Raw genomic sequence first — 20,950 nt, 5'->3', positions numbered from 1 at the left:
GCATAGATCTCAGCGCACCGCCGAAATAGGTCATGCGCCTCAACGACTTCTCTAAACTTCTGGATTCAAAAGATCAAACAATTGAACTGCGGCGTCAAAGTCTTTGCGCTTATAGGCGCGCGCGGCCATGGCTTGATCATCCTCGCCCCATTGGCTGGCTTGATAGTCCTCATCGACATAAGCGGCAGTCCAAACCTGTTCCGCATCAAAATGCCCTTCACGCAGGCCAATGGCCAGCAATGCCGAACCGGTGATCGAGGTAATGGACATCGCGGCAAAGGCGGAATAAAGGCCGTAGCGGTTGATCAGCGCCCCGATCTTTTCATGGCTTTCCTGCGGCTGTGCCACGTGCATCACGCCAGCCACCAACTTGAATGTGGCCCCGTGCTCACGTTCAAACACCTGCAATGGCGCATCCCAATGCTGCCGCTGCAGCTCAACCAAACTGTCTGGCCCCTCGGCGCGGTAAAACAGCAAATCATTGGCGGCATATTTCAGCAATTCCGCGCGCACGGGTGCCAAATATTCATCACCACTTTCAACAATCGTATTGCAGATCCGCGTAAGTGGCATTTTGGCGGGGTCGATTTTCTCCTCGACAGCCGCCCACTCGTCTGCAACCAACTGCGCCAGCTTAGGGTCAGGAAAACCAACAGTCTTTTTGCCGGGTGTTTTGATCGGCTTGCCGTCCAGCAACACACGGTGCTGGCCATCAAGTTCGTCGGTCGACACCTCTTTATAGAAACGCTTGGGCAATGGCTGCTTGGCGTGTTCCTGCGCCCGGCCATAACCATCATTGATATGTGCTTCTGCCTCTTTAAGAATCTCACGCATCAGCCAATAAGTCCGTCAATTGCTTCATCAATATGTTCATATTTGTCGATCACGACATCCGCACCATGCTCTAGCAAATCTGCCTTATCGTGATAGCCCCACGCCACGCCAATGGCCTTAACATTGGCAGCTTTGGCCATTTGCATATCATATGACGTATCGCCCACCATCACGGTGCGCGCAACCTCAACCCCAGTTTCATTGATTGCATTGTGCAACATGCCCGGATGCGGTTTGGAAGGGTTATTATCTGCGGCCTGAAGGGTCACAAAATGATGGCCAAAATCATGATTATCAAACAAACGGTGGATGCCGCGCAAATGCTTGCCAGTGGCAATGCCCAAAAGGGTTTTCTCATGCGCGCCAAGCCGATGGATCGCGTCATAGGCTCCATCGTAAATATGCTCAATATGCGGCTCATCCGTCACCTTACCGAAGAAATAATCGCGATAGTGGCCCGCAAGGCGATCCACCAGCACATCATCATGTTCCTCAAGCAAATGCCCGATCGCCGTTTCAAGCTTCAGCCCGATGCCAGAGCGCACGGCATGTGGGGTCGGGATAGAAAGTTTTTCTTTTTCGAACGCATAGTGCGCCGCATCAATAATGATATGGGCGCTATCGACAATCGTGCCATCGACATCAAAAACGACAAGACGCATCAATCTTCATCCAATTCATCATCTTGTGGGTCATATTGCGACGCATTAAAGCCGAACAAATCAAAGGTTTGCTGCATGTGCGGCGGCAATGGTGCCGTAATGTCCAAACGCTGACCATTGGCCAACGGAATGGCCAGGCGACGCGCATGCAAATGCAGGCCCTTGCCCGTTTCCTCAGGCGCTTCCCAGTTCTCCAAGGAGAAATAGCGCGGGTCGTGCAAGATCGGCGTGCGAAGCTGAGACATGTGCACCCGCAATTGGTGCGTCCGGCCGGTCACAGGTTTCAGCGTCACCCAAGCCACTTGGCCCGCCGCATCATCAGTCACCGAATAATGGGTTACAGAATGCTGCGCACCATCTTCGCCCTGATCCACCACCTGGATCTGTTCGCCGTCATCTGTGGCGCGACGTGCAAGAAAGCAAGAGATCTTGCCCTGCTTCGGGTGCGGCACATGGGCGGTGATCGCCCAATAGATCTTGCGGGCCGAACGCGACCGGAAGATTTTGCCGAAATGCGAGGCCGCAGAACGGGACTTCGCAATCAGCAAGCAGCCCGACGTGTCACGGTCCAACCGATGCACCAGGCGCGGCTTCTCACCCTTTTTGTTGGGGATGCTCTCCAGCATCTTGTCCAAGTGCCGTTTGGTGCCCGTCCCGCCCTGCACGGCCAAGCCGTGTGGCTTATTCAGCACCAAAATGTCGTCATCTTCATAAAGCGTGATATCGCGAATGAAGTTCACGTCTTTTTCGTCGACGGGCTTTGGCTTGCGTGGTTTCACACCCGCATCGCTGATCGGCGGCACGCGAACGGTTTGCCCAGTTTCAAGCCGCTGATTGGCTTTCACCCGGCCTTTTTCAACGCGCACTTCACCTTTGCGGATAATGCGGTTCAGACGTGAAAACGGCAAATCCGGAAAATGGATCGAAAACCAGCGGTCCAGCCGCATGCCGTCTTCTTCTTCCGTCACTTTTCGATGTTGAACACCACTCATTTTAAATTGCACTCCCGCGCACCAACGCCATCGCTGCAAACAAAGCAGCAATGGACAAAATTACAGAAAGCCCCAGATACATAAGCGCCGACAGCATTTGGCCGCGCTCATATAGGGCGATAAAATCTAAAGAGAACGCCGAAAAGGTGGTGAAGCCACCACAAAATCCGGTAGCCAGCAGCAACCGCGCTGAATGCGACCATTCCGGGGTTGTCCGCGCCAAAAGCGCAATAACAAGCCCCATAAGGAACGAGCCGACAATATTGACCGCAAGGGTTGCATAAGGCCATCCCGTCAGCCCCCAACGCATGATCAATTGGCCAACGCCAAATCGGCCCATGGCCCCAAACGCGCCACCTAGTCCGACCAACAAATAGGACATGAACTGCCCTTTCTCACTTCGAAATTCTCAGTTGCTTAGCTTTTGCCCGTTTGCCGCCGCAAACGCAAGCGTTTGAAATAATCTACCCGCTTTTGCAAATCGCGTTCAAACCCACGCTCAACCGGTTCGTAAAAACTTTGCCGGCCCAGTTTTTCGGGAAAATATTCCTGCCCCGAAAAGGCGTCTGGCGCGTCATGGTCATAAATATACCCGTCGCCATAGCCTTCATTTTCCATCAATTTTGTCGGCGCGTTCAAAATCACCTTCGGCGGCGTTGGTGATCCGGTGGTTTTCGCTACCCGCATGGCTTTGTTGAACGCGTTATAAACCGCATTCGACTTCGGCGCCAATGCCAAATAAACCGTCGCCTGCGCCAACGCCAACTCTCCTTCAGGTGGCCCCAGCATATGAAATGCATCCCGCGCCGCCACACATTGCTCAAGCGCCTGTGGATCGGCCAAACCAATATCTTCAACCGCCATGCGGATCAACCGCCGTGCCAAAAACATCGGATCTTCGCCCGCCACCAACATCCGCGTCAAATAATAAAGCGCCGCATCCGGATCAGACCCACGAATAGTTTTGTGCAAGGCCGAGATCAGATTGTAGTGACCGTCCTGCCCTTTGTCATAAACCGGTGCCCGCCGTTGCACCAAGGCTTCAAGCGCTTGCTGGTCCAACACCTCGCCTTCGCCCGTGGCGGCATAAACCTCTTCCAGCAGACCCAACAAGGCACGACCATCGCCATCGGCCATTTCAAACAGCGCCCGCCGCGCATTTTGGTCCAGCGGCGCGTCACGCTCTTCCAGCTTTTCAGCCCGCGAAATCATTTGCTCCGCCGCATCGCGATCATGAGAGCGAAAGCTTAGAACCTGCGCCCGCGACAGCAGCGCCGCGTTCAACTCAAATGATGGATTTTCCGTAGTCGCGCCCACCAAAACGATGGTGCCATCTTCCATAACGGGCAAAAAACTATCTTGCTGCGCGCGATTGAAGCGATGAATCTCATCCACGAACAATAAGGTCTTTTTGCCATTGCCCCGCATCTGGCGTGCCATTTCAAACGTCTTCTTGAGGTCGGCTACACCGGAAAAAATGGCTGAAATTTGGTGGAAATGGTAATCCACCTGATCGGCGAGCAAACGTGCGACCGTGGTTTTGCCAGACCCTGGCGGGCCCCAAAACACGAGTGAGCCAAGGCGCCCCGCCTTGATCATCCGCGTCAGCACGCCGTCTTCGCCCAACAAATGGTCTTGCCCCACCACCTCATCCAAGGTTTTGGGGCGCAACCGATCTGCTAACGGCCGATCTTCAAATTGCTCATTGGGCGATGATCCAGCATCATCGCCAAATAAATCGGGCATAGACTATCCACTGATAAACGAGTTTATCACTCGATTACCACGCTGAATGGTCAAACGCCAGCCGCGAGCGCCCTCGCCCACAAGCTCTTGGAAGCGATCAAGGGTGAGATTTTGCTCACCATTAAGGGCGCGGATCACATCGCCAGGGCGCAGCCCCATGCGTTGCGCCGGAGAGCCACGCTGCACTTGCAGCACCAACACGCCTTCAATCGAAGACGCTAGGTCGAGCTCATCGCGATAATATCCGTTCAACTGCACCATTGTTGCCCCGGTGAAACGCGAATTGCCTTTCACGGTGATTTGCCGGATTTCGGCATCTTTATCGACAGGCTTAAGGGCCAAACGCAATTCGATATCGCGCCCATTGCGCAGCACCAAAAGGTTTGCTTCGCCGCCGACAGGTTTCGTCGACAGGCGGAAATCGAAGGCTTCAGGGTCTTCGACCATCCGATCATCCAGCATCAAAATCACATCACCGGATTTCAAACCGGCATCGTCAGCCGGGCCATTCGGATAAATCTCACTGACCAAAGCCCCGCGCTTGCGTGGCAGGCCAATAGATCGGGCAATATCGCCCGTGACTTCTTGCAGCCGTGCGCCCAACCAAGGCCGCACTAACTCGCCGCCATTTTGCGCGGCCGTCAAAATAAACTGTGCCATACTGGCGGGAATGGCGAAGCCAATACCATTTGACCCACCAGAGCGCGAGAATATCGCGGTGTTGATGCCAACCAAACGGCCATTCATATCCACCAACGCGCCGCCGGAATTGCCCGGGTTGATAGCCGCATCGGTTTGAATGAAGAATTGGTAGTCGCTCACGCCCACACCGGTACGTGCTAAAGCAGATACAATCCCGCTGGTCACGGTTTGCCCGACACCAAAGGGGTTGCCGATCGCCAATACGAGGTCACCGACAAGTAGTTCGTCAGAATCTGCAAACTCCAGTGCGGGAAATTTCTCACCGTTTGCGTCCTTAATGCGCAGCACAGCCAAATCTGTCTTTTTGTCCGCCAACATCAGTTCGGTGTGATATTCGCGCCCATCAGCAAAACCAACGCGGATGTCATCCGCCCCATCCACCACGTGGAAGTTGGTCAAAATCATGCCGTCAGACTGAACTACCACCCCAGAGCCAAGAGATTGGCTCTTGCGCGGACGCCGTTCGAAGAATGGACTGTCTTCACCAAAAAAGCGCCGAAAGAACGGATCGTCGAACATGGAGTCACGCTGCACCGTCATTTTGGTTGCATAGACGTTCACGACTGAAGTCGACGCCTTTTGCACCACAGGCGCAAAGCTAAGCTGCACCTGAGCACGATCCAAAGGCACCTCACGCGCATTCTGGGCCAACGCTGGGGCCAAGACCCCAATAAATGCAAACATCGTCGCAATGGCTCTTATATGCAGTTTTGATCGCATAACAATCGGTCTCCCTGGGTCGTTGACGAGTCGCGCCTGATCATAAAACGCAATAAGGCAGATATAAGATCAAATTTGCGTCAGACAAAACAAAAGCGCCCCCAAATTGGGAGCGCTTTAAAATCTCTTCGAAATGAAGCTGAAGCTTACGCTGCGTCGGCGTTTTCAGTTTCATCACGATCAGCAGTTGGGCCTGAATCGGCACCACGTGCTGACGGATCACGATCAACAAGCTCGATCACAGCAACTGGCGCGTTGTCGCCATGGCGGAAGCCGGCTTTCAACACGCGGGTGTAACCACCCTGACGATCTTGATAACGAGGACCCAATACGTCGAACAACTTCTTCGCCATGGCTTCATCACCAATGCGAGACGCTGCGATACGACGTGAATTCAGATCACCTTTTTTCGCCAATGTGATGAGTTTTTCAACGATTGGACGAAGGTCTTTGGCTTTGGGCAAAGTTGTAACGATCTGCTCGTGCTTGATCAAAGCAGCAGACATGTTAGCAAACATCGCTTTACGATGGCTTGCTGTCCGGTTCAACTTGCGACCAGCTTTACGGTGGCGCATTCTATTCTCCTGTCAACTCAATGCGGGGCGCTTAAAGATCAATAATGATCTTCAAAACGCTTCGCGAGATCTTCAATGTTTTCAGGCGGCCAGTTGGCTACATCCATACCAAGATGCAAGCCCATTTGCGCCAGAACTTCTTTAATTTCATTCAGTGATTTACGACCAAAGTTCGGCGTGCGCAACATTTCCGCTTCCGACTTCTGGATCAAATCACCAATGTAAACGATATTGTCGTTCTTCAAGCAGTTTGCTGAACGAACAGACAATTCAAGCTCATCAACTTTCTTGAGCAAGGCTGGGTTAAAGGCCAATTCAGGAATGGCATCTTCAACAACCTCTTTTTCAGGCTCTTCAAAGTTCACGAACACGTTCAATTGATCCTGCAAGATACGTGCAGCGAAAGCCACAGCATCTTCAGGCGTAATTGCACCGTTTGTTTCCACTGTCAGGTTCAGCTTGTCATAGTCAAGCACCTGACCTTCACGGGTATTTTCAACTTTGTAAGACACACGCTTAATTGGCGAGAACAGTGAATCCACTGCTACATGGCCAATCGGTGCATCTTCAGGACGATTGCGATCTGCAGGTACATAGCCTTTGCCATTGCCTACAGTGAATTCCATGTTGATTTCGGCACCATCATCGAGGTGACACAAAACCAGTTCTGGATTCAAAATCTCGATATCGCCAGTTGTTTCAATGTCGCCAGCAAGCACCGCACCAGGTCCCTTTTTGGTCAAAGCGAGACGCTTAGGTCCCTCATCTTCCATACGGACTGCGATGTCTTTGACATTGAGCACCATATCGGTAACGTCTTCGCGCACACCTGCAACAGATGAGAACTCATGCAACACGCCATCAATTTGGATGGCTGTTACAGCAGCACCTTGCAGCGAAGACAGCAAAACACGACGCAAAGCATTGCCCAATGTCAAACCGAAACCTCTTTCCAAAGGCTCAGCGACAATAGTGGCAACGCGCGCCGGATCATTTCCCGGTACAATGTCCAGCTTTGTCGGCTTAATCAATTCTTGCCAGTTTTTCTGGATCATTATAGTTTAACCCTTTCCCATATGCAGCACATCCGCCAATGGCCACATTGAAATGTAAGAACCTATTGAATTGCCCAATCGATTAATTGGCCAAAATGGGCAAAACAATAAACTACACGCGACGACGCTTGCGTGGGCGACAGCCGTTGTGCGGAATGGAGGTTACGTCACGAATGCTTGTGACTGTAAAACCAGCAGCTTGCAACGCGCGCAGCGCTGATTCACGACCAGAACCTGGGCCACAAACTTCAACTTCCAAAGTTTTCATGCCGTGCTCTTGGGCTTTCTTTGCAGCGTCTTCGCCAGCAACCTGAGCAGCATATGGAGTTGATTTCCGCGAGCCTTTAAAGCCCATGGTACCAGCAGACGACCAAGCAATCGCGTTGCCTTGCACATCTGTGATGGTAATCATGGTGTTGTTAAAAGTAGAATTTACGTGAGCAACACCGGAAGTAATATTCTTTCGTTCGCGACGGCGAACACGAGCTTCTTTAGCCATTCTTTTTCCTTAAAGCGATCTCAACGCCACTGCACTATTAAGCGGTGGCTCCACCGAACAAAAGGCACCTCAAGATTGAAGCGCCTTTCAGATTTACTTTTTCTTGCCTGCAATAGGCTTCGCAGGACCCTTACGTGTACGCGCATTATTGTGCGTATTTTGACCACGTACAGGTAGACCACGACGATGACGCAACCCACGGTAGTTACCAAGATCCATCAAGCGTTTGATGTTCATCGCAACAGAGCGACGCAAGTCACCCTCTACCATGTAGTCACTGTCAATTGTTTCACGAATCTGAATCACTTCGGCATCAGAAAGTTCGTTAACACGACGCTCGGCCGCGATACCAACTTTGCCACAGATTTCAGACGCTTTTGTTGCACCAATCCCGTGAATGTACTGTAGCGCGATAGCTACACGTTTATTCGTTGGGATATTGACGCCAGCAATACGAGCCACGTCCCTGATCTCCTTAGTTAATGCAAATCAAACTTTTCGATTTGCGCCCAAACAACAACAAACGACCGGATACCGATCCCCTGCTTTTTTCAAGAAACCGACCCAGTCCATCGCATTGCGTATGACTAAGCGCGGTTCATAACCGAGTTTTGGGCCATAAGTCAACACGCTTATCGGCCCAAATGCTCCAAATTTTAGTCGGCGTTCAGCGCAGACATTATTGAGGCTGTGACTTCTTCGATTCCAGCCATGCCGTCAACACTTTTCAGCAAGCCCTTGGCAGAATAATATTCAACCAATGGCGCTGTCATTTCTTGATAGACATCAAGACGGTTGCGCAACACTTCTTCATTGTCGTCTGCACGGGCGCCACCATTTTCTTTAGCACGCTGCAAAATGCGGCCCACCAAAATGTCAGCGTCAGCACGGATCTCAACGACCGCGTCGAGCGAAATGCCCTTCTCGTCCAACAGATCATCAAGCGCTTCCGCCTGACCTGTTGTGCGTGGAAAGCCATCCAAAATGAAACCATTTGCACAATCAGACTCATCAATACGGTCTGAAATAATGCCAACCACAATTTCATCAGGCACAAGATCACCACGGGCGATCATGTCTTTTACCTTCAACCCAAGTTCGGTCTCAGCAGCAATCGCTGCCCGCAACATATCACCAGTAGACAATTGCGGAATATCGAACTTCTCAGTCAAGAATTGTGCTTGCGTCCCCTTACCCGCACCTGGCGGGCCCAACAAAATCAGCCTCATTTTTTACGACGTCCTCCCAAACGAGATTTCTTCACCAAGCCCTCATATTGCTGCGCAATCAGATGGCTTTGAACTTGTGAAATCGTATCCAGCGTCACCGTCACCATAATGAGAAGTGATGTCCCCCCCAAGAAGGCAGAAACGCCAAGCTGCGACACCAAAACCTCTGGGATCAGAGCAACCGCAGTCAAATAGGTTGCGCCCACCAACGTGATCCGCGTGAGCACATAGTCCACGTGCTGCGCGGTCCGTTCACCCGGACGAATACCTGGAATAAAGCCGCCTGATTTTTTCAAATTGTCGGCTGTCTCAGTCGGGTTAAACACGATCGAGGTGTAATAGAACGCAAAGAAAAAGATCAAGAACGCAAAAAGGCCAAGATAAAGCGGCTGGCCACGACCCAAAACAGCAGACACAGTGGTCAACCAGGTCGGTGCGTTACCTTGAGCGGCAAAGCCGGCCATTGTTGCAGGCAACAACAGCAAAGATGACGCAAAGATCACCGGAATAACACCAGCAGTGTTCAGCTTCAGCGGCAAGTGAGATGTGTCCCCTTGGAACATCTTATTGCCCACCTGGCGCTTTGGATATTGTACCAACAGCCTTCGCTGTGCCCTTTCAAAGAACACAATGATGCCAATCACCACAATCGCGAGTACCAATAGACCAACCACACCAACTGTTGGCAAAGCACCAGTCCGGCTCAATTCGAGCGTTTGTGCAATGGCTGTTGGCAATGTCGCCACAATACCTGCGAAAATGATCAAGGAGATGCCGTTACCTACACCACGTGCGGTAACCTGCTCACCCAGCCACATCAGGAACATTGTGCCCCCGACAAGGGTAATCACGGTAGACAAACGGAAGAACCAGCCAGGATTGGTTACAACCCCTTCACTGGCTTCCAAGCCAACAGCAATCCCGTAGGCCTGCAATGCGCAGAACACCACCGCGAGATAGCGGGTATATTGGTTGATCTTACGACGCCCCTGCTCCCCTTCCTTCTTGAGCTGCTCAAGACGGGTCGAAGCGGTGGTCAACACCTGAATAACGATAGAGGCGGTAATGTAAGGAATAAGGTTTAGCGCAAAAATCGCCATACGCTCAACCGCGCCCCCGGCAAACATGTTGAACATGCCGAAAATGCCGTTTTGTGCGCGATCAAAGGTCGCCGCGAAAGCGTCCCCATCAATGCCTGGAATTGGAATAAATGTACCAAACCGATAGACCAAAAGCGCACCCAGGGTAAACAGGATGCGCTGTTGAAGGTCTTTTGCCTTGGCAAAGGTCGAAAAATTCATATTTCGGGCAAGTTGTTCTGCTGCCGAAGCCATAAACCATCCTCAATAAATGAGAAGAAGCGGCGAATTACTCCGCCGCCGCTGGAAGATCGATTTTGCCGCCAACAGCATCTACAGCTGCTTGGGCACCTTTTGACGCATGGTCAACTTTAAAGGTCACTTTAGACGCTTTAAATTCGCCACCAGCGATCAAACGCACACCGTCTTTAGCGCGACGAATAACGCCCGCTTCAACCAATGCTTTTGCGTCAATCACGCCCTTGGCGTCAAGTTTGCCGGAATCAATCGCAGTTTGAATGCGATCAAGACGAACGGCATTGAACTTTTTCGCAAACGGATTGTTAAACCCGCGCTTAGGCATTTGCTGGATCAAGTTTGTCTGCTCACCACGGAACCCGTTCACGGATACACCTGAGCGTGACTTTTGACCCTTTACACCGCGGCCACCGGTTTTGCCTTTACCAGAACCAATACCACGACCAATGCGTGTGCGGTTCTTTGTGGCACCTTTATTGTCGGCCAACTCATTCAGTCGCATGACAAAACCCTTTTATTACTTCTCGTCGACAACGCGAACGAGATGCGAAACTTTTTTGATCATCCCACGCACAGCTGGAGTATCTTCCAGTGTACGACGACGATGCATTTTGTTCAGACCAAGACCAACAAGCGTGGCACGTTGATCTTGTGTCCGGCGGATCGGGCTACCAATCTGCTCAACAGTTACTGTTTTTTCAGCCATTTCTCAACTCCGTAAACGTCAGTGACGCGAATTACGCATTCACCTGTTCGCCAACGTCAGATTCCCGGCGACGACCTTGAATTTCAGAAACCTTCAAACCACGACGCGCAGCAACTGAGCGTGGGCTATCCAGATTTTTCAAAGCATCAAATGTTGCCCGAACCATGTTATATGGGTTTGCTGAACCTTGTGACTTGGCCACAATATCCGCAATACCAAGCGTCTCAAATACCGCACGCATTGGACCACCGGCAATAATACCAGTACCCGCAGGTGCCGCACGCAAGAACACCTTGCCCGCACCGTGACGACCCGCCACATCGTGGTGCAATGTACGCGCTTCACGCAATGGCACACGGATCATTTGACGTTTGGCTTGCTCTGTTGCCTTACGGATCGCTTCAGGCACTTCACGCGCCTTACCATGACCGAAACCAACACGGCCTTTTTGATCACCAACCACAACAAGTGCAGCAAAGCCGAAACGACGGCCGCCTTTCACCACTTTCGCCACGCGATTGATGTGGACCAGGCGATCAACAAATTCGCTATCGCGCTCTTGATTGTCTCTCATCGTCTCAACCAGTTCTCTTTAAATTCTGTTTTGTTTTGGCTTGCGCATTCATTTAGAAGCTCAGCCCGCCCTCACGTGCAGCTTCTGCCAAAGCTTTCACGCGGCCGTGGTATAGATATTCACCACGATCGAAAATCACATCGCCAACGCCGGCTTTTACAGCACGTTCAGCAACAAGTTTGCCGACCTGCTGTGCAGCATCTTGGTTGCTACCATTTTCAACTTTAAGATCTTTGTCCAAAGTTGAAGCGGCAGCCAAAGTGTGGCCAGTCGTGTCATCGATAACTTGGGCATAAATATTTTTGCCCGAACGGAAAACCGACAAACGTGGACGACCATTTGCGCGCAAACGAATTGCGCGACGTACTCTCGCCTTGCGGCGGTCTTTGCTAGACATATTCGCCATTCTCTTGCGCCCTTACTTCTTCTTACCTTCTTTACGGAAGATATATTCGTCCTCGTAACGGATACCTTTGCCTTTATAAGGCTCTGGTGGCCGGAACTCACGGATATTGGCAGCAACCTGCCCAACCGCTTGCTTATCAATACCTGAAATAACAACCTCAGTTGCCTGTGGTGCTTCAAGCTTAATGCCTTCAGGTGCCTTGAAAATCACATCATGTGAAAAGCCAAGTGCCAACTTAAGGTCAGTACCTTGCATTTGAGCACGATAACCAACACCGTTGATTACCAGCTTCTTAGAAAAGCCCTCTTTCACACCAGTGACAATGTTGTTCACCAATGTACGTGACATACCCCAAGCAGAACGCGCTTGTTTGCTATCGTTCACGGGGGTGACCTGGACACCCTCTTCGGTCATTTCAACTGTCACCAAGTCAACCAAATCAACAGACAATTCGCCCTTAGGGCCCTTTGCCTTAACCGTTTGGCCTTCGATTGTGACCGTCACGCCATCTAGAAGGGCGACTGGTTTCTTGCCAATACGCGACATGTTCTTTTGCCTTTTCGGTTCAAACCGTAGCTAAATAGTGAGATCAGTGTGTTTAACGCCTTAAAAGACGCGGCACAACACTTCACCACCAACGTTATTTTGACGTGCTTCATGGTCAGCCATCACACCCTTAGGTGTTGAAACGATGGATACCCCGAGGCCGTTTGCCACTTGTGGAATATTCTTCACAGAAGCGTACACACGACGACCTGGCTTTGAAACACGTTGGATTTCGCGGATCACTGGCTGATTGTCGAGATATTTCAACTCAACGCTATACTCAGCAGAGCCGTTTTCAAATTCGGTCACGCTATAGCCGCGAATGAAGCCTTCAGACTTCAAAACGTCCAAAACACGTGCCCGCAATTTAGATGCAGGTGTTGAAACAGTAGTCCGGTTGCGCATTTGGGCATTCCGGATACGTGTTAGCATATCACCAAGCGGATCAGTAAAACTCATCGCTTATGTCTCCTTACCAGCTCGACTTGACGAGGCCAGGAATTTTACCTTCGTTACCCAATTCACGTAGTGAAATACGTGACATTTTGAGTTTCCGGTAATAGCCACGTGGCCGACCTGTAACTTCACAACGATTGCGTACACGAACAGCTGCACTGTTGCGTGGCAATTCAGCCAACTTCAATGTTGCAGCGAAACGCTCTTCAATAGGAAGAGAACGATCGTCAACAATCGCTTTGAGATCAGCACGCTTAGCGGAGTATTTGTCCACCAAACGACGCTTTTTCTCGTTATTTTCTACGGCGCTTTTCTTTGCCATCTTCTTTGATCCTTATTCGATCGTCTCGTTTCGACTACTGACGAAACGGGAAGTTAAAGCCTTTAAGAAGCGCCAAGGCTTCTTCGTCGCTATTTGCAGTGGTGCACACAATGATGTCCATACCCCACATTTGATCAACTTGGTCGTAATTGATCTCAGGGAAGACGATGTGTTCTTTGATACCCATTGCAAAGTTGCCGCGGCCGTCAAAGCTTTTTGGGTTTAGCCCACGAAAGTCCCGAACGCGAGGCAAAGCAATGTTCACCAAACGATCAACAAATTCGTACATCTGCGTCTTACGCAAAGTCACTTTAACACCCAAAGGCATTTCTTCGCGCACTTTAAAGCCCGCAATAGACTTCTTCGCATATGTAATAATCGGCTTTTGACCGGCAATAGCTTCCATATCAGCCAAGGCAGACTTAACTTTCTTGGTATCATTTACAGCTTCGCCAACACCCATATTCAAAACCACTTTGTCCAATTTTGGAACCTGCAAGTGGTTTTGGTAATTAAACTGGTCAGTTAGGCCAGCGCGCACAACATCATTATAATGTGTGCGTAGACGTGGGACGTAATTCTCAGCCATCGATCACATCTCCTGAACGCTTTGCTACGCGTTTCTTTTCGCCATCTTTGACCACAAAACCAACACGAGTTGCTTTGTTTTCTTTCGGGTCAACCAATGCAATGTTTGACAAGTGAATTGGCGCTTCTTTGTTAAAGATGCCGCCTTCATTTGTTTGTGTTGCACGTTGATGACGTTTCACCAAATTCACACCTTGAACAACGGCGCGGTTCTCTTCCGGCGCAACGCGCAAAACTTCACCAGTTTTGCCCTTGTCGCGGCCAGTCAAAACGATAACCTTGTCGCCTTTTTTAATCTTGGCAGCCATGGTTACAGCACCTCCGGCGCAAGTGAGACAATCTTCATGTGGTTCTTTGAGCGCAATTCGCGAGGAACTGGTCCAAAGATACGTGTGCCGATTGGCTCTTTATTGTTGTTCACCAAGACCGCTGCATTGCGGTCAAAACGGATCACGGTACCATCGGGGCGGCGAATGTCTTTCGCCGTACGCACAACTACTGCGCGCATCACTTGACCCTTCTTAACGCGGCCACGCGGAATAGCTTCTTTAACGGACACAACAATTACGTCGCCCACAGAAGCGTATTTACGCTTGGAACCGCCCAGCACCTTGATGCACATAACACGACGCGCACCGGAATTATCCGCGACATCGAGATTCGTCTGCATCTGAATCATGACTGGCTGCCTTCTATATTTTGGTTGATTCTAAACAACCGATTTACAACATTCATTCCGATATTCTAAAGCTCTTTACGAAGCCTGAATAACGGCCCATCTTTTATTCTTAGAAACCGGTGCACATTCTTGAATTTGAACAATGTCACCAATCTTGGCCGCATTCGCTTCGTCATGCGCCTGATATTTTTTTGAACGACGAACTGTCTTTTTCAAAAGCGGGTGCGTAAAACGACGTTCAACACGTACCACAACAGTTTTCTCGTTCTTGTCAGAGACCACAGTCCCTTGCAATATACGCTTTGGCATCAAAACGCTCCTACTGGCCTGCTACGCTTTTTTCGCGCAGGATGGTCTTAATCCGAGCAATGTCACGGCGAACCTGCCGAACACGCGCGGTATTTTCAAGCTGCTGGGTTGCACGTTGAAAACGCAGATTGAACTGCTCTTTTTTCAAATCAACCAATTCTTGCTTTAGCTCGTCTGCGGTCTTAACCCGCACTTCACTCGCATTCATGAGACGTGCCCCTTAGTCCGCAATACGGGTAACAACCCGTGTTTTGATCGGCAATTTCATTGCTGCCAAGCGCAAGGCTTCGCGTGCAACTTCGTCCGACACACCATCGATTTCAAACATGACCCGACCTGGCTTAACCCGAGCGGCCCAATAATCTGGTGAACCTTTACCTTTACCCATCCGAACTTCTGTAGGCTTAGAGCTTACAGGTACATCAGGAAACACGCGGATCCAAACACGACCGGCACGTTTCATGTGACGGGTCATTGCACGACGTGCAGCTTCGATCTGACGTGAAGTAACACGCTCAGGTTCTTGAGCTTTAAGGCCATGAGACCCAAAGTTCAATGTAAAACCACCTTTGGCAACACCATGGATGCGGCCTTTGTGCGCTTTACGAAATTTTGTACGTTTAGGTTGCAGCATGATCAGTAAACTCCTTAGCCTGCAGCCTGCTGACGACGCTGACGCTGAGGCTTCTTATCGCCACCACCGCTAGCTTCAATCGCACGACGTTCGTGAGCCATTGGATCATGTTCAAGAATTTCACCTTTTGAAATCCAAACTTTGATCCCGATGATCCCGAATGTTGTTTCAGCTTCCGCAGTGCCGTAATCAATGTCAGCACGCAATGTGTGCAAAGAAACGCGACCTTCGCGATACCATTCAGTCCGCGCAATGTCTGCGCCGCCCAAACGACCAGCTACGTTCACCCGGATACCTTCAGCGCCCATACGCATTGCAGTTTGCACTGCACGCTTCATGGCACGACGGAAAGATACACGACGCTCAAGTTGCTGCGCGATGCCCTGGGCAACAAGGTTCGCATCCGTTTCAGGCTTACGTACTTCAACAATGTTGATGTGTACTTCTGAATCGGTGAACTTGCGAATTTTATTACGCAGCTTCTCGATGTCAGCGCCTTTTTTACCGATCACAATACCAGGACGTGCTGTATGAATAGACACGCGGCATTTACGGTGTGGACGCTCAATCACGATTTTAGAAACCGCAGCTTGCTTAAGTTCCTTCTTAAGCATTTTGCGGATTTTCAAATCTTCCTGCAACAAGCTACCATATTCGCCTTTATCAGCGAACCAGCGGCTGTCCCAAGTCCGGTTAACACCAAGACGGAAACCGATTGGATTAATCTTATGACCCATTATGCGGCCTCCTCGACTTCACGAACAACGATAGTCAGATGTGAGAAAGGCTTCAAAATCTTACCCACACGACCACGAGCACGTGGACGGAAACGCTTCATCACCAAGGACTTGCCCACATATGCTTCAGCAACGACCAACGCATCTGTATCCAGACCGTGATTGTTCTCAGCATTGGCGATGGCGCTTTCCAATGTCTTTTTCACATCTTTTGCAATGCGCTTTTGAGAAAAGGTCAATTCGGCCAAAGCCTTCTCAACCTTTTTACCCCGGATAGCGCTTGCAACGAGGTTCAATTTCTGAGGGCTCGTGCGCAACATGCGCAACACGGCCCGTGCCTCATTGTCTTTAAGCGTACGTTCACGCTTTGGCTTACCCATTGTTACTTCCTCTTCGCCTTTTTGTCGGCGCCGTGGCCATAATAGGTACGAGATGGTGCAAACTCACCAAACTTGTGACCGATCATTTCCTCAGTTACGAGAACTGGTACGTGCTTCTGGCCGTTGTAAACACCAAAATTGAGGCCCACAAATTGTGGTAAAATCGTAGAGCGACGGCTCCAGATTTTGATCACTTCGTGACGGCCGGACTCACGGACTTTTTCCGCTTTTTTGATCAGATATCCGTCAACAAACGGACCTTTCCAAACAGAACGTGCCATAGTGACCTACCTGCCCTTTTTCTGATGACGTGAACGAACAATAAATTTGTCCGTCTGTTTATTAGAGCGAGTACGCTTGCCCTTAGTTGGTTTACCCCAAGGCGTCACTGGGTGACGACCACCTGAAGTACGCCCTTCACCACCACCGTGTGGGTGATCGATCGGGTTCATGGCAACACCACGAACTTGAGGACGTTTGCCCAACCAGCGCTTACGACCAGCTTTACCCAAATTGGTGTTGGAGTGATCAGCGTTAGACACTGCACCAACTGTTGCCATGCAAGAGCCTGGCACCAACCGCGTTTCACCTGAGTTCAACCGCAGAATAGCCATGCCTTGGTCGCGTCCAACATATTGAACGTAAGTACCGGCAGAACGTGCAATCTGACCACCTTTTAGAGGCTTCATCTCAACGTTGTGCACAATGGTACCCACTGGCATTTTTTCCAATGGCATCGCATTGCCTGGCTTCACGTCAACATTGTTGCGTGAGGCCACAACCTTGTCACCAGCAGCCAAACGCTGCGGCGCCAAGATGTAGGCTTGCTCGCCATCATCATAATTTACAAGCGCGATGAACGCTGTGCGGTTTGGATCATACTCCAAACGCTCAACCGTGCCGACGACGTCATATTTACGACGCTTAAAGTCAACCACACGGTAGGCACGCTTAACACCACCGCCCTGACGACGCATGGTAATACGGCCAGAATTGTTGCGACCGCCCTTGCTTGTCAGACCTTCAGTCAATTTCTTGACTGGACCGCCCTTCCAAAGTCCTGAACGGTCGATACCGATCAGCGCACGTTGGCTTGGCGAGGTTGGATTATATTGCTTCAAAGCCATTTTCTAATCTTTCCTGCCTATAGTCCGGTCGCAATGTCAATTGACTGACCTTCAGCCAATGTCACAATTGCTTTCTTCACGTCTTTGCGCTGACCAACGCGGCCGCGGAAACGCTTTTCCTTGCCTTTGCGGACCAAAGTGTTGACGGCTTTCACTTTAACAGAGAACAACCCTTCAACCGCTGCCTTGATTTCAGGCTTGGTCGCATCGATCGCCACGTCAAATACAACTTGGTTGTGCTCTGACGCATAGGTGGACTTTTCAGTCACAACCGGATTGCGAATAATATCGTATGCTTTCACCATGCTCATGAGAAACGAGCCTCCAAGCTTTCCAAAGCAGCCTTGGTCAACACCAATTTTGTGCGACGCAAGATGTCATAAACATTGATGCCTTGAGCGGGCAGAACGTCGATGTGACCAATGTTCCGTGCGGCAAGCGCAAAGTTTTGATCAAGTTCTGAACCACCGATAATCAAAGCGTTGTCTAGACCAAGCTCACCAAACGCTTTTTTCAAAGCTGATGTTTTGGCTTCTTTGATTTCAGCTTTATCCAAAATCACCAAGTCACCTGACTTAGCTTTTGTAGACAATGCATGCTTAAGTGCTAACGCACGAACTTTCTTTGGCAACACGATCGCATGTGAGCGAGGTGTTGGGCCGAATGCACGACCACCACCGCGGAAAATTGGAACCTTACGGTTACCGTGACGTGCTCCGCCTGAACCTTTTTGGCGAACAAATTTCTTTGTTGTGCCACGGATTTCAGCGCGGTTTTTCACATCATGTGTGCCAGCCATTTTTTTCAACTGCTGGTAACGAACCATGCGGTGCAAAATGTCCTGACGTGGCTCAAGGCCAAAAACGTCGTCAGACAAGTTCACTTTGCCGGCAGATTTACCGTCGAGAGATATAACTGAAAGTTCCATTATTCAGCACTCCCTTCAGCTTGAGCTGCTTCAGCCGCTTTGAACGAACCAGGTGTTGGCGCATCAGCAGATGCAGGCTTCTTAACCGCATCACGGACCATAATCCAACCACCTTTTGAACCTGGAACAGAACCCTGAACCATGATCAAACCGCGTTCTACGTCAACCTTCACAACCTTCAGGTTTTGAGTAGTTGTACGAACAGCGCCCATGTGACCAGCCATCTTCTTACCTTTGAAGACTTTACCTGGATCTTGACACTGACCAGTCGAACCGTGGGCACGGTGAGAGATAGACACACCGTGTGTTGCCCGCATCCCGCCGAAGTTGTGACGCTTCATCGCACCGGCAAAACCTTTACCGATTGATGTACCAGCCACATCCACAAACTGGCCAACATGGAAGTGATCAGCCAACATTTCGGCGCCAACTTCAATCATGTTGTCCTCGGAAACGCGGAATTCCGCAACTTTCCGTTTTGGTTCAACTTTTGCTACCGCAAAGTGACCACGGGCCGCTCTGCTTGTATTTTTTACTTTGGCTGTACCCGCACCCAATTGGAGTGCCGTATAACCATTTTTGTCCGCCGTCCGCTGAGCGACAACTTGGCAGTTCTGAAGACCAAGGACTGTTACAGGGACATCTCTGCCCTCTTCTGTAAAGATCCGGGTCATGCCCAGCTTCTGTGCGATCACACCTGAACGCATCGGTTTACACCTTTTCTAAAGTTCTAAAGTTTGATCTCGACGTCCACACCGGCCGCCAAGTCCAACTTCATAAGCGCATCCACTGTCTGTGGAGTCGGTTCCACAATGTCCAAAAGACGCTTGTGAGTCCGAATTTCAAATTGTTCGCGGCTCTTCTTATTGACGTGCGGCGAACGGTTGACAGTGTATTTCTCAATTCGTGTAGGCAACGGGATTGGGCCACGAACTTGAGCGCCTGTGCGCTTAGCCGTGTTCACAATCTCATGCGTCGAGCTATCGAGGACTCGATGATCGAACGCTTTCAGCCGGATACGAATGTTTTGACCATTCATGTCGATGTTTCCCGAAATAAACGCTGCGGCGCTCTAAATGAACGCCGCAAAGCGCTTGAAAAATTTACTACTCGATGATTTTGGCGACGACGCCGGCGCCAACAGTGCGGCCACCTTCGCGGATAGCGAAGCGCAATTGCTCTTCCATCGCGATCGGCACGATCAACTCAACGTTCATCTCAACACGGTCACCAGGCATCACCATTTCGGTGCCTTCTGGCAACGTCACAACACCAGTCACGTCAGTTGTACGGAAGTAGAACTGTGGACGGTAGTTGTTGAAGAATGGCGTATGACGGCCACCTTCGTCTTTGGTCAAAATGATCGCCTCACCAATGAACTTGGTGTGTGGGGTCACTGAACCTGGCTTACACAAAACCTGACCACGCTCAACTTGCTCACGGTCAATACCACGGATCAAAGCACCGATATTGTCACCAGCTTCACCGCTATCCAGCAGCTTGCGGAACATTTCAACGCCTGTCACAACAGTTTTCTGTGTGTCTTTAATGCCAACGATCTCAACTTCTTCGCCAACATTGATCACGCCACGCTCAACACGACCGGTAACAACTGTACCACGGCCTGAAATTGAGAATACGTCTTCAATTGGCATCAAGAATGGCTGGTCCTTAGGACGTGCTGGTGTTGGCACATAATCGTCAACAGCCTGCATCAGCTCAAGGATCTTGTTTTTGCCGATTTCGTCGTCACGGCCTTCCAAAGCAGCCAAAGCTGAACCCGCTACGATTGGAATATCGTCGCCTGGGAATTCATAAGTGGTCAAAAGTTCACGAACTTCCATTTCCACCAATTCCAACAACTCTTCGTCGTCAACCTGGTCAACTTTGTTCAAGAACACAACCAGCGCTGGTACACCAACCTGACGGGCCAACAAAATGTGCTCACGTGTCTGTGGCATTGGGCCATCAGCTGCGTTCACAACCAAAATAGCACCATCCATCTGAGCCGCACCAGTGATCATGTTTTTCACATAGTCAGCGTGGCCTGGGCAATCAACGTGCGCATAGTGGCGACCGTCTGTTTCGTACTCAACGTGCGCTGTGGAAATGGTAATACCACGTGCTTTTTCTTCTGGCGCTTTGTCGATCTCGTCAAAAGCTGTGCCTTGACCACCTGTCGCTTCAGACAATACTTTCGTAATCGC

The 20,950-nt window shown here is 50.4% G+C and carries 34 protein-coding genes; all 34 read right to left on the bottom strand.

Annotated features, from left to right (window positions below; genetic code table 11):
* Positions 1 to 51: 51 nt before the first annotated feature.
* Positions 52 to 834 (bottom strand): ATP12 family chaperone protein, encoded by a 783-nt coding sequence (locus G549_RS0111385; protein WP_027835136.1) that lies wholly within the window; start codon positions 832 to 834, stop codon positions 52 to 54.
* A complete protein-coding gene (locus G549_RS0111380) occupies positions 834 to 1,496 on the bottom strand; it encodes an HAD-IA family hydrolase (RefSeq protein ID WP_036222504.1) in 663 nt (220 codons plus the stop codon). Before G549_RS0111380 ends, G549_RS0111385 begins: the two co-directional genes overlap by 1 nt.
* Positions 1,496 to 2,488 carry an RluA family pseudouridine synthase gene (locus G549_RS0111375; protein WP_027835134.1) on the bottom strand — a complete coding sequence of 331 codons (993 nt, stop codon included), beginning with the start codon at positions 2,486 to 2,488 and terminating at the stop codon, positions 1,496 to 1,498. The genes G549_RS0111380 and G549_RS0111375 overlap by 1 nt, the downstream gene beginning before the upstream one ends.
* A 1-nt stretch (position 2,489) precedes the next feature.
* Positions 2,490 to 2,870, bottom strand: a complete 381-nt coding sequence (gene crcB, locus G549_RS0111370; RefSeq protein WP_027835133.1) for a fluoride efflux transporter CrcB — start codon at positions 2,868 to 2,870, stop codon at positions 2,490 to 2,492.
* A 35-nt stretch (positions 2,871 to 2,905) separates the two neighbouring features.
* Complete coding sequence (locus G549_RS0111365) at positions 2,906 to 4,234, bottom strand: replication-associated recombination protein A (RefSeq protein WP_027835132.1); 1,329 nt, start codon at positions 4,232 to 4,234, stop codon at positions 2,906 to 2,908.
* Between the two features lie 3 nt (positions 4,235 to 4,237).
* A complete protein-coding gene (locus G549_RS0111360; protein WP_036222501.1) occupies positions 4,238 to 5,620 on the bottom strand; it encodes a Do family serine endopeptidase in 1,383 nt (460 codons plus the stop codon).
* A 182-nt stretch (positions 5,621 to 5,802) separates the two neighbouring features.
* Positions 5,803 to 6,231 (bottom strand): 50S ribosomal protein L17, encoded by a 429-nt coding sequence (gene rplQ, locus G549_RS0111355; protein WP_027835130.1) that lies wholly within the window; start codon positions 6,229 to 6,231, stop codon positions 5,803 to 5,805.
* Between the two features lie 38 nt (positions 6,232 to 6,269).
* Positions 6,270 to 7,286, bottom strand: a complete 1,017-nt coding sequence (locus tag G549_RS0111350) for a DNA-directed RNA polymerase subunit alpha (protein ID WP_036222498.1) — start codon at positions 7,284 to 7,286, stop codon at positions 6,270 to 6,272.
* A 112-nt stretch (positions 7,287 to 7,398) separates the two neighbouring features.
* A complete protein-coding gene (gene rpsK, locus G549_RS0111345; RefSeq protein WP_027835128.1) occupies positions 7,399 to 7,785 on the bottom strand; it encodes a 30S ribosomal protein S11 in 387 nt (128 codons plus the stop codon).
* 93 nt (positions 7,786 to 7,878) lie between these two features.
* A complete protein-coding gene (gene rpsM, locus G549_RS0111340; protein WP_027835127.1) occupies positions 7,879 to 8,247 on the bottom strand; it encodes a 30S ribosomal protein S13 in 369 nt (122 codons plus the stop codon).
* A gap of 194 nt (positions 8,248 to 8,441) precedes the next feature.
* Positions 8,442 to 9,014: an adenylate kinase gene (locus tag G549_RS0111335; RefSeq protein ID WP_027835126.1), complete on the bottom strand. Its 573-nt coding sequence runs from the start codon at positions 9,012 to 9,014 to the stop codon at positions 8,442 to 8,444.
* Positions 9,011 to 10,348: a preprotein translocase subunit SecY gene (gene secY, locus G549_RS0111330; protein ID WP_027835125.1), complete on the bottom strand. Its 1,338-nt coding sequence runs from the start codon at positions 10,346 to 10,348 to the stop codon at positions 9,011 to 9,013. The genes G549_RS0111335 and secY overlap by 4 nt, the downstream gene beginning before the upstream one ends.
* A gap of 34 nt (positions 10,349 to 10,382) precedes the next feature.
* Positions 10,383 to 10,853: a 50S ribosomal protein L15 gene (gene rplO / locus G549_RS0111325; protein WP_027835124.1), complete on the bottom strand. Its 471-nt coding sequence runs from the start codon at positions 10,851 to 10,853 to the stop codon at positions 10,383 to 10,385.
* A gap of 15 nt (positions 10,854 to 10,868) precedes the next feature.
* Positions 10,869 to 11,057: a 50S ribosomal protein L30 gene (rpmD, locus tag G549_RS0111320; RefSeq protein WP_027835123.1), complete on the bottom strand. Its 189-nt coding sequence runs from the start codon at positions 11,055 to 11,057 to the stop codon at positions 10,869 to 10,871.
* 31 nt (positions 11,058 to 11,088) lie between these two features.
* Complete coding sequence (rpsE, locus tag G549_RS0111315; protein ID WP_027835122.1) at positions 11,089 to 11,631, bottom strand: 30S ribosomal protein S5; 543 nt, start codon at positions 11,629 to 11,631, stop codon at positions 11,089 to 11,091.
* 52 nt (positions 11,632 to 11,683) lie between these two features.
* Entirely contained in the window at positions 11,684 to 12,037 is a 354-nt protein-coding gene (rplR, locus tag G549_RS0111310; RefSeq protein WP_027835121.1) for a 50S ribosomal protein L18, read from the bottom strand.
* Positions 12,038 to 12,049: 12 nt separating this feature from the next.
* Positions 12,050 to 12,583 (bottom strand): 50S ribosomal protein L6, encoded by a 534-nt coding sequence (gene rplF / locus G549_RS0111305; protein WP_027835120.1) that lies wholly within the window; start codon positions 12,581 to 12,583, stop codon positions 12,050 to 12,052.
* A 60-nt stretch (positions 12,584 to 12,643) separates the two neighbouring features.
* Positions 12,644 to 13,042, bottom strand: a complete 399-nt coding sequence (gene rpsH / locus G549_RS0111300; RefSeq protein WP_027835119.1) for a 30S ribosomal protein S8 — start codon at positions 13,040 to 13,042, stop codon at positions 12,644 to 12,646.
* A gap of 13 nt (positions 13,043 to 13,055) precedes the next feature.
* A complete protein-coding gene (rpsN, locus tag G549_RS0111295; RefSeq protein ID WP_027835118.1) occupies positions 13,056 to 13,361 on the bottom strand; it encodes a 30S ribosomal protein S14 in 306 nt (101 codons plus the stop codon).
* A gap of 34 nt (positions 13,362 to 13,395) precedes the next feature.
* Entirely contained in the window at positions 13,396 to 13,950 is a 555-nt protein-coding gene (gene rplE / locus G549_RS0111290) for a 50S ribosomal protein L5 (RefSeq protein ID WP_027835117.1), read from the bottom strand.
* Positions 13,943 to 14,257 (bottom strand): 50S ribosomal protein L24, encoded by a 315-nt coding sequence (rplX, locus tag G549_RS0111285; protein ID WP_027835116.1) that lies wholly within the window; start codon positions 14,255 to 14,257, stop codon positions 13,943 to 13,945. The genes rplE and rplX overlap by 8 nt, the downstream gene beginning before the upstream one ends.
* 2 nt (positions 14,258 to 14,259) lie before the next feature.
* Positions 14,260 to 14,628 carry a 50S ribosomal protein L14 gene (gene rplN, locus G549_RS0111280; RefSeq protein WP_027835115.1) on the bottom strand — a complete coding sequence of 123 codons (369 nt, stop codon included), beginning with the start codon at positions 14,626 to 14,628 and terminating at the stop codon, positions 14,260 to 14,262.
* 75 nt (positions 14,629 to 14,703) lie between these two features.
* The gene (rpsQ, locus tag G549_RS0111275) at positions 14,704 to 14,937 is read right to left on the bottom strand and encodes a 30S ribosomal protein S17 (RefSeq protein WP_027835114.1); all 234 of its coding nucleotides are present in this window, start codon (positions 14,935 to 14,937) and stop codon (positions 14,704 to 14,706) included.
* Between the two features lie 10 nt (positions 14,938 to 14,947).
* Entirely contained in the window at positions 14,948 to 15,145 is a 198-nt protein-coding gene (gene rpmC / locus G549_RS0111270) for a 50S ribosomal protein L29 (RefSeq protein ID WP_027835113.1), read from the bottom strand.
* 12 nt (positions 15,146 to 15,157) lie between these two features.
* On the bottom strand, positions 15,158 to 15,571 hold the full coding sequence (gene rplP / locus G549_RS0111265; RefSeq protein ID WP_027835112.1) for a 50S ribosomal protein L16: 414 nt from the start codon (positions 15,569 to 15,571) through the stop codon (positions 15,158 to 15,160).
* Positions 15,572 to 15,585: 14 nt separating this feature from the next.
* On the bottom strand, positions 15,586 to 16,308 hold the full coding sequence (rpsC, locus tag G549_RS0111260) for a 30S ribosomal protein S3 (RefSeq protein WP_027835111.1): 723 nt from the start codon (positions 16,306 to 16,308) through the stop codon (positions 15,586 to 15,588).
* Entirely contained in the window at positions 16,308 to 16,688 is a 381-nt protein-coding gene (gene rplV, locus G549_RS0111255) for a 50S ribosomal protein L22 (RefSeq protein WP_036222493.1), read from the bottom strand. The genes rpsC and rplV overlap by 1 nt, the downstream gene beginning before the upstream one ends.
* A gap of 2 nt (positions 16,689 to 16,690) precedes the next feature.
* Positions 16,691 to 16,969, bottom strand: coding sequence for a 30S ribosomal protein S19 (gene rpsS, locus G549_RS0111250; RefSeq protein WP_027835109.1), 279 nt, complete (start codon positions 16,967 to 16,969; stop codon positions 16,691 to 16,693).
* Between the two features lie 6 nt (positions 16,970 to 16,975).
* Entirely contained in the window at positions 16,976 to 17,815 is an 840-nt protein-coding gene (gene rplB, locus G549_RS0111245) for a 50S ribosomal protein L2 (protein WP_027835108.1), read from the bottom strand.
* A gap of 17 nt (positions 17,816 to 17,832) precedes the next feature.
* Entirely contained in the window at positions 17,833 to 18,126 is a 294-nt protein-coding gene (locus G549_RS0111240; protein WP_027835107.1) for a 50S ribosomal protein L23, read from the bottom strand.
* Positions 18,123 to 18,743: a 50S ribosomal protein L4 gene (gene rplD, locus G549_RS0111235; RefSeq protein WP_027835106.1), complete on the bottom strand. Its 621-nt coding sequence runs from the start codon at positions 18,741 to 18,743 to the stop codon at positions 18,123 to 18,125. The genes G549_RS0111240 and rplD overlap by 4 nt, the downstream gene beginning before the upstream one ends.
* Positions 18,743 to 19,450, bottom strand: a complete 708-nt coding sequence (gene rplC / locus G549_RS20045) for a 50S ribosomal protein L3 (protein ID WP_036222490.1) — start codon at positions 19,448 to 19,450, stop codon at positions 18,743 to 18,745. Before rplC ends, rplD begins: the two co-directional genes overlap by 1 nt.
* 23 nt (positions 19,451 to 19,473) lie before the next feature.
* On the bottom strand, positions 19,474 to 19,782 hold the full coding sequence (rpsJ, locus tag G549_RS0111225; protein WP_027835105.1) for a 30S ribosomal protein S10: 309 nt from the start codon (positions 19,780 to 19,782) through the stop codon (positions 19,474 to 19,476).
* A 67-nt stretch (positions 19,783 to 19,849) separates the two neighbouring features.
* A partial coding sequence (gene tuf / locus G549_RS0111220; protein WP_027835104.1) for an elongation factor Tu occupies positions 19,850 to 20,950 on the bottom strand: 1,101 nt, incomplete at its 5' end.

Source organism: Maritalea myrionectae DSM 19524 (assembly GCF_000423365.1).
GTDB classification, from domain to species: domain Bacteria; phylum Pseudomonadota; class Alphaproteobacteria; order Rhizobiales; family Devosiaceae; genus Maritalea; species Maritalea myrionectae.
This window is presented reverse-complemented; position numbering and strand designations above follow the sequence as displayed.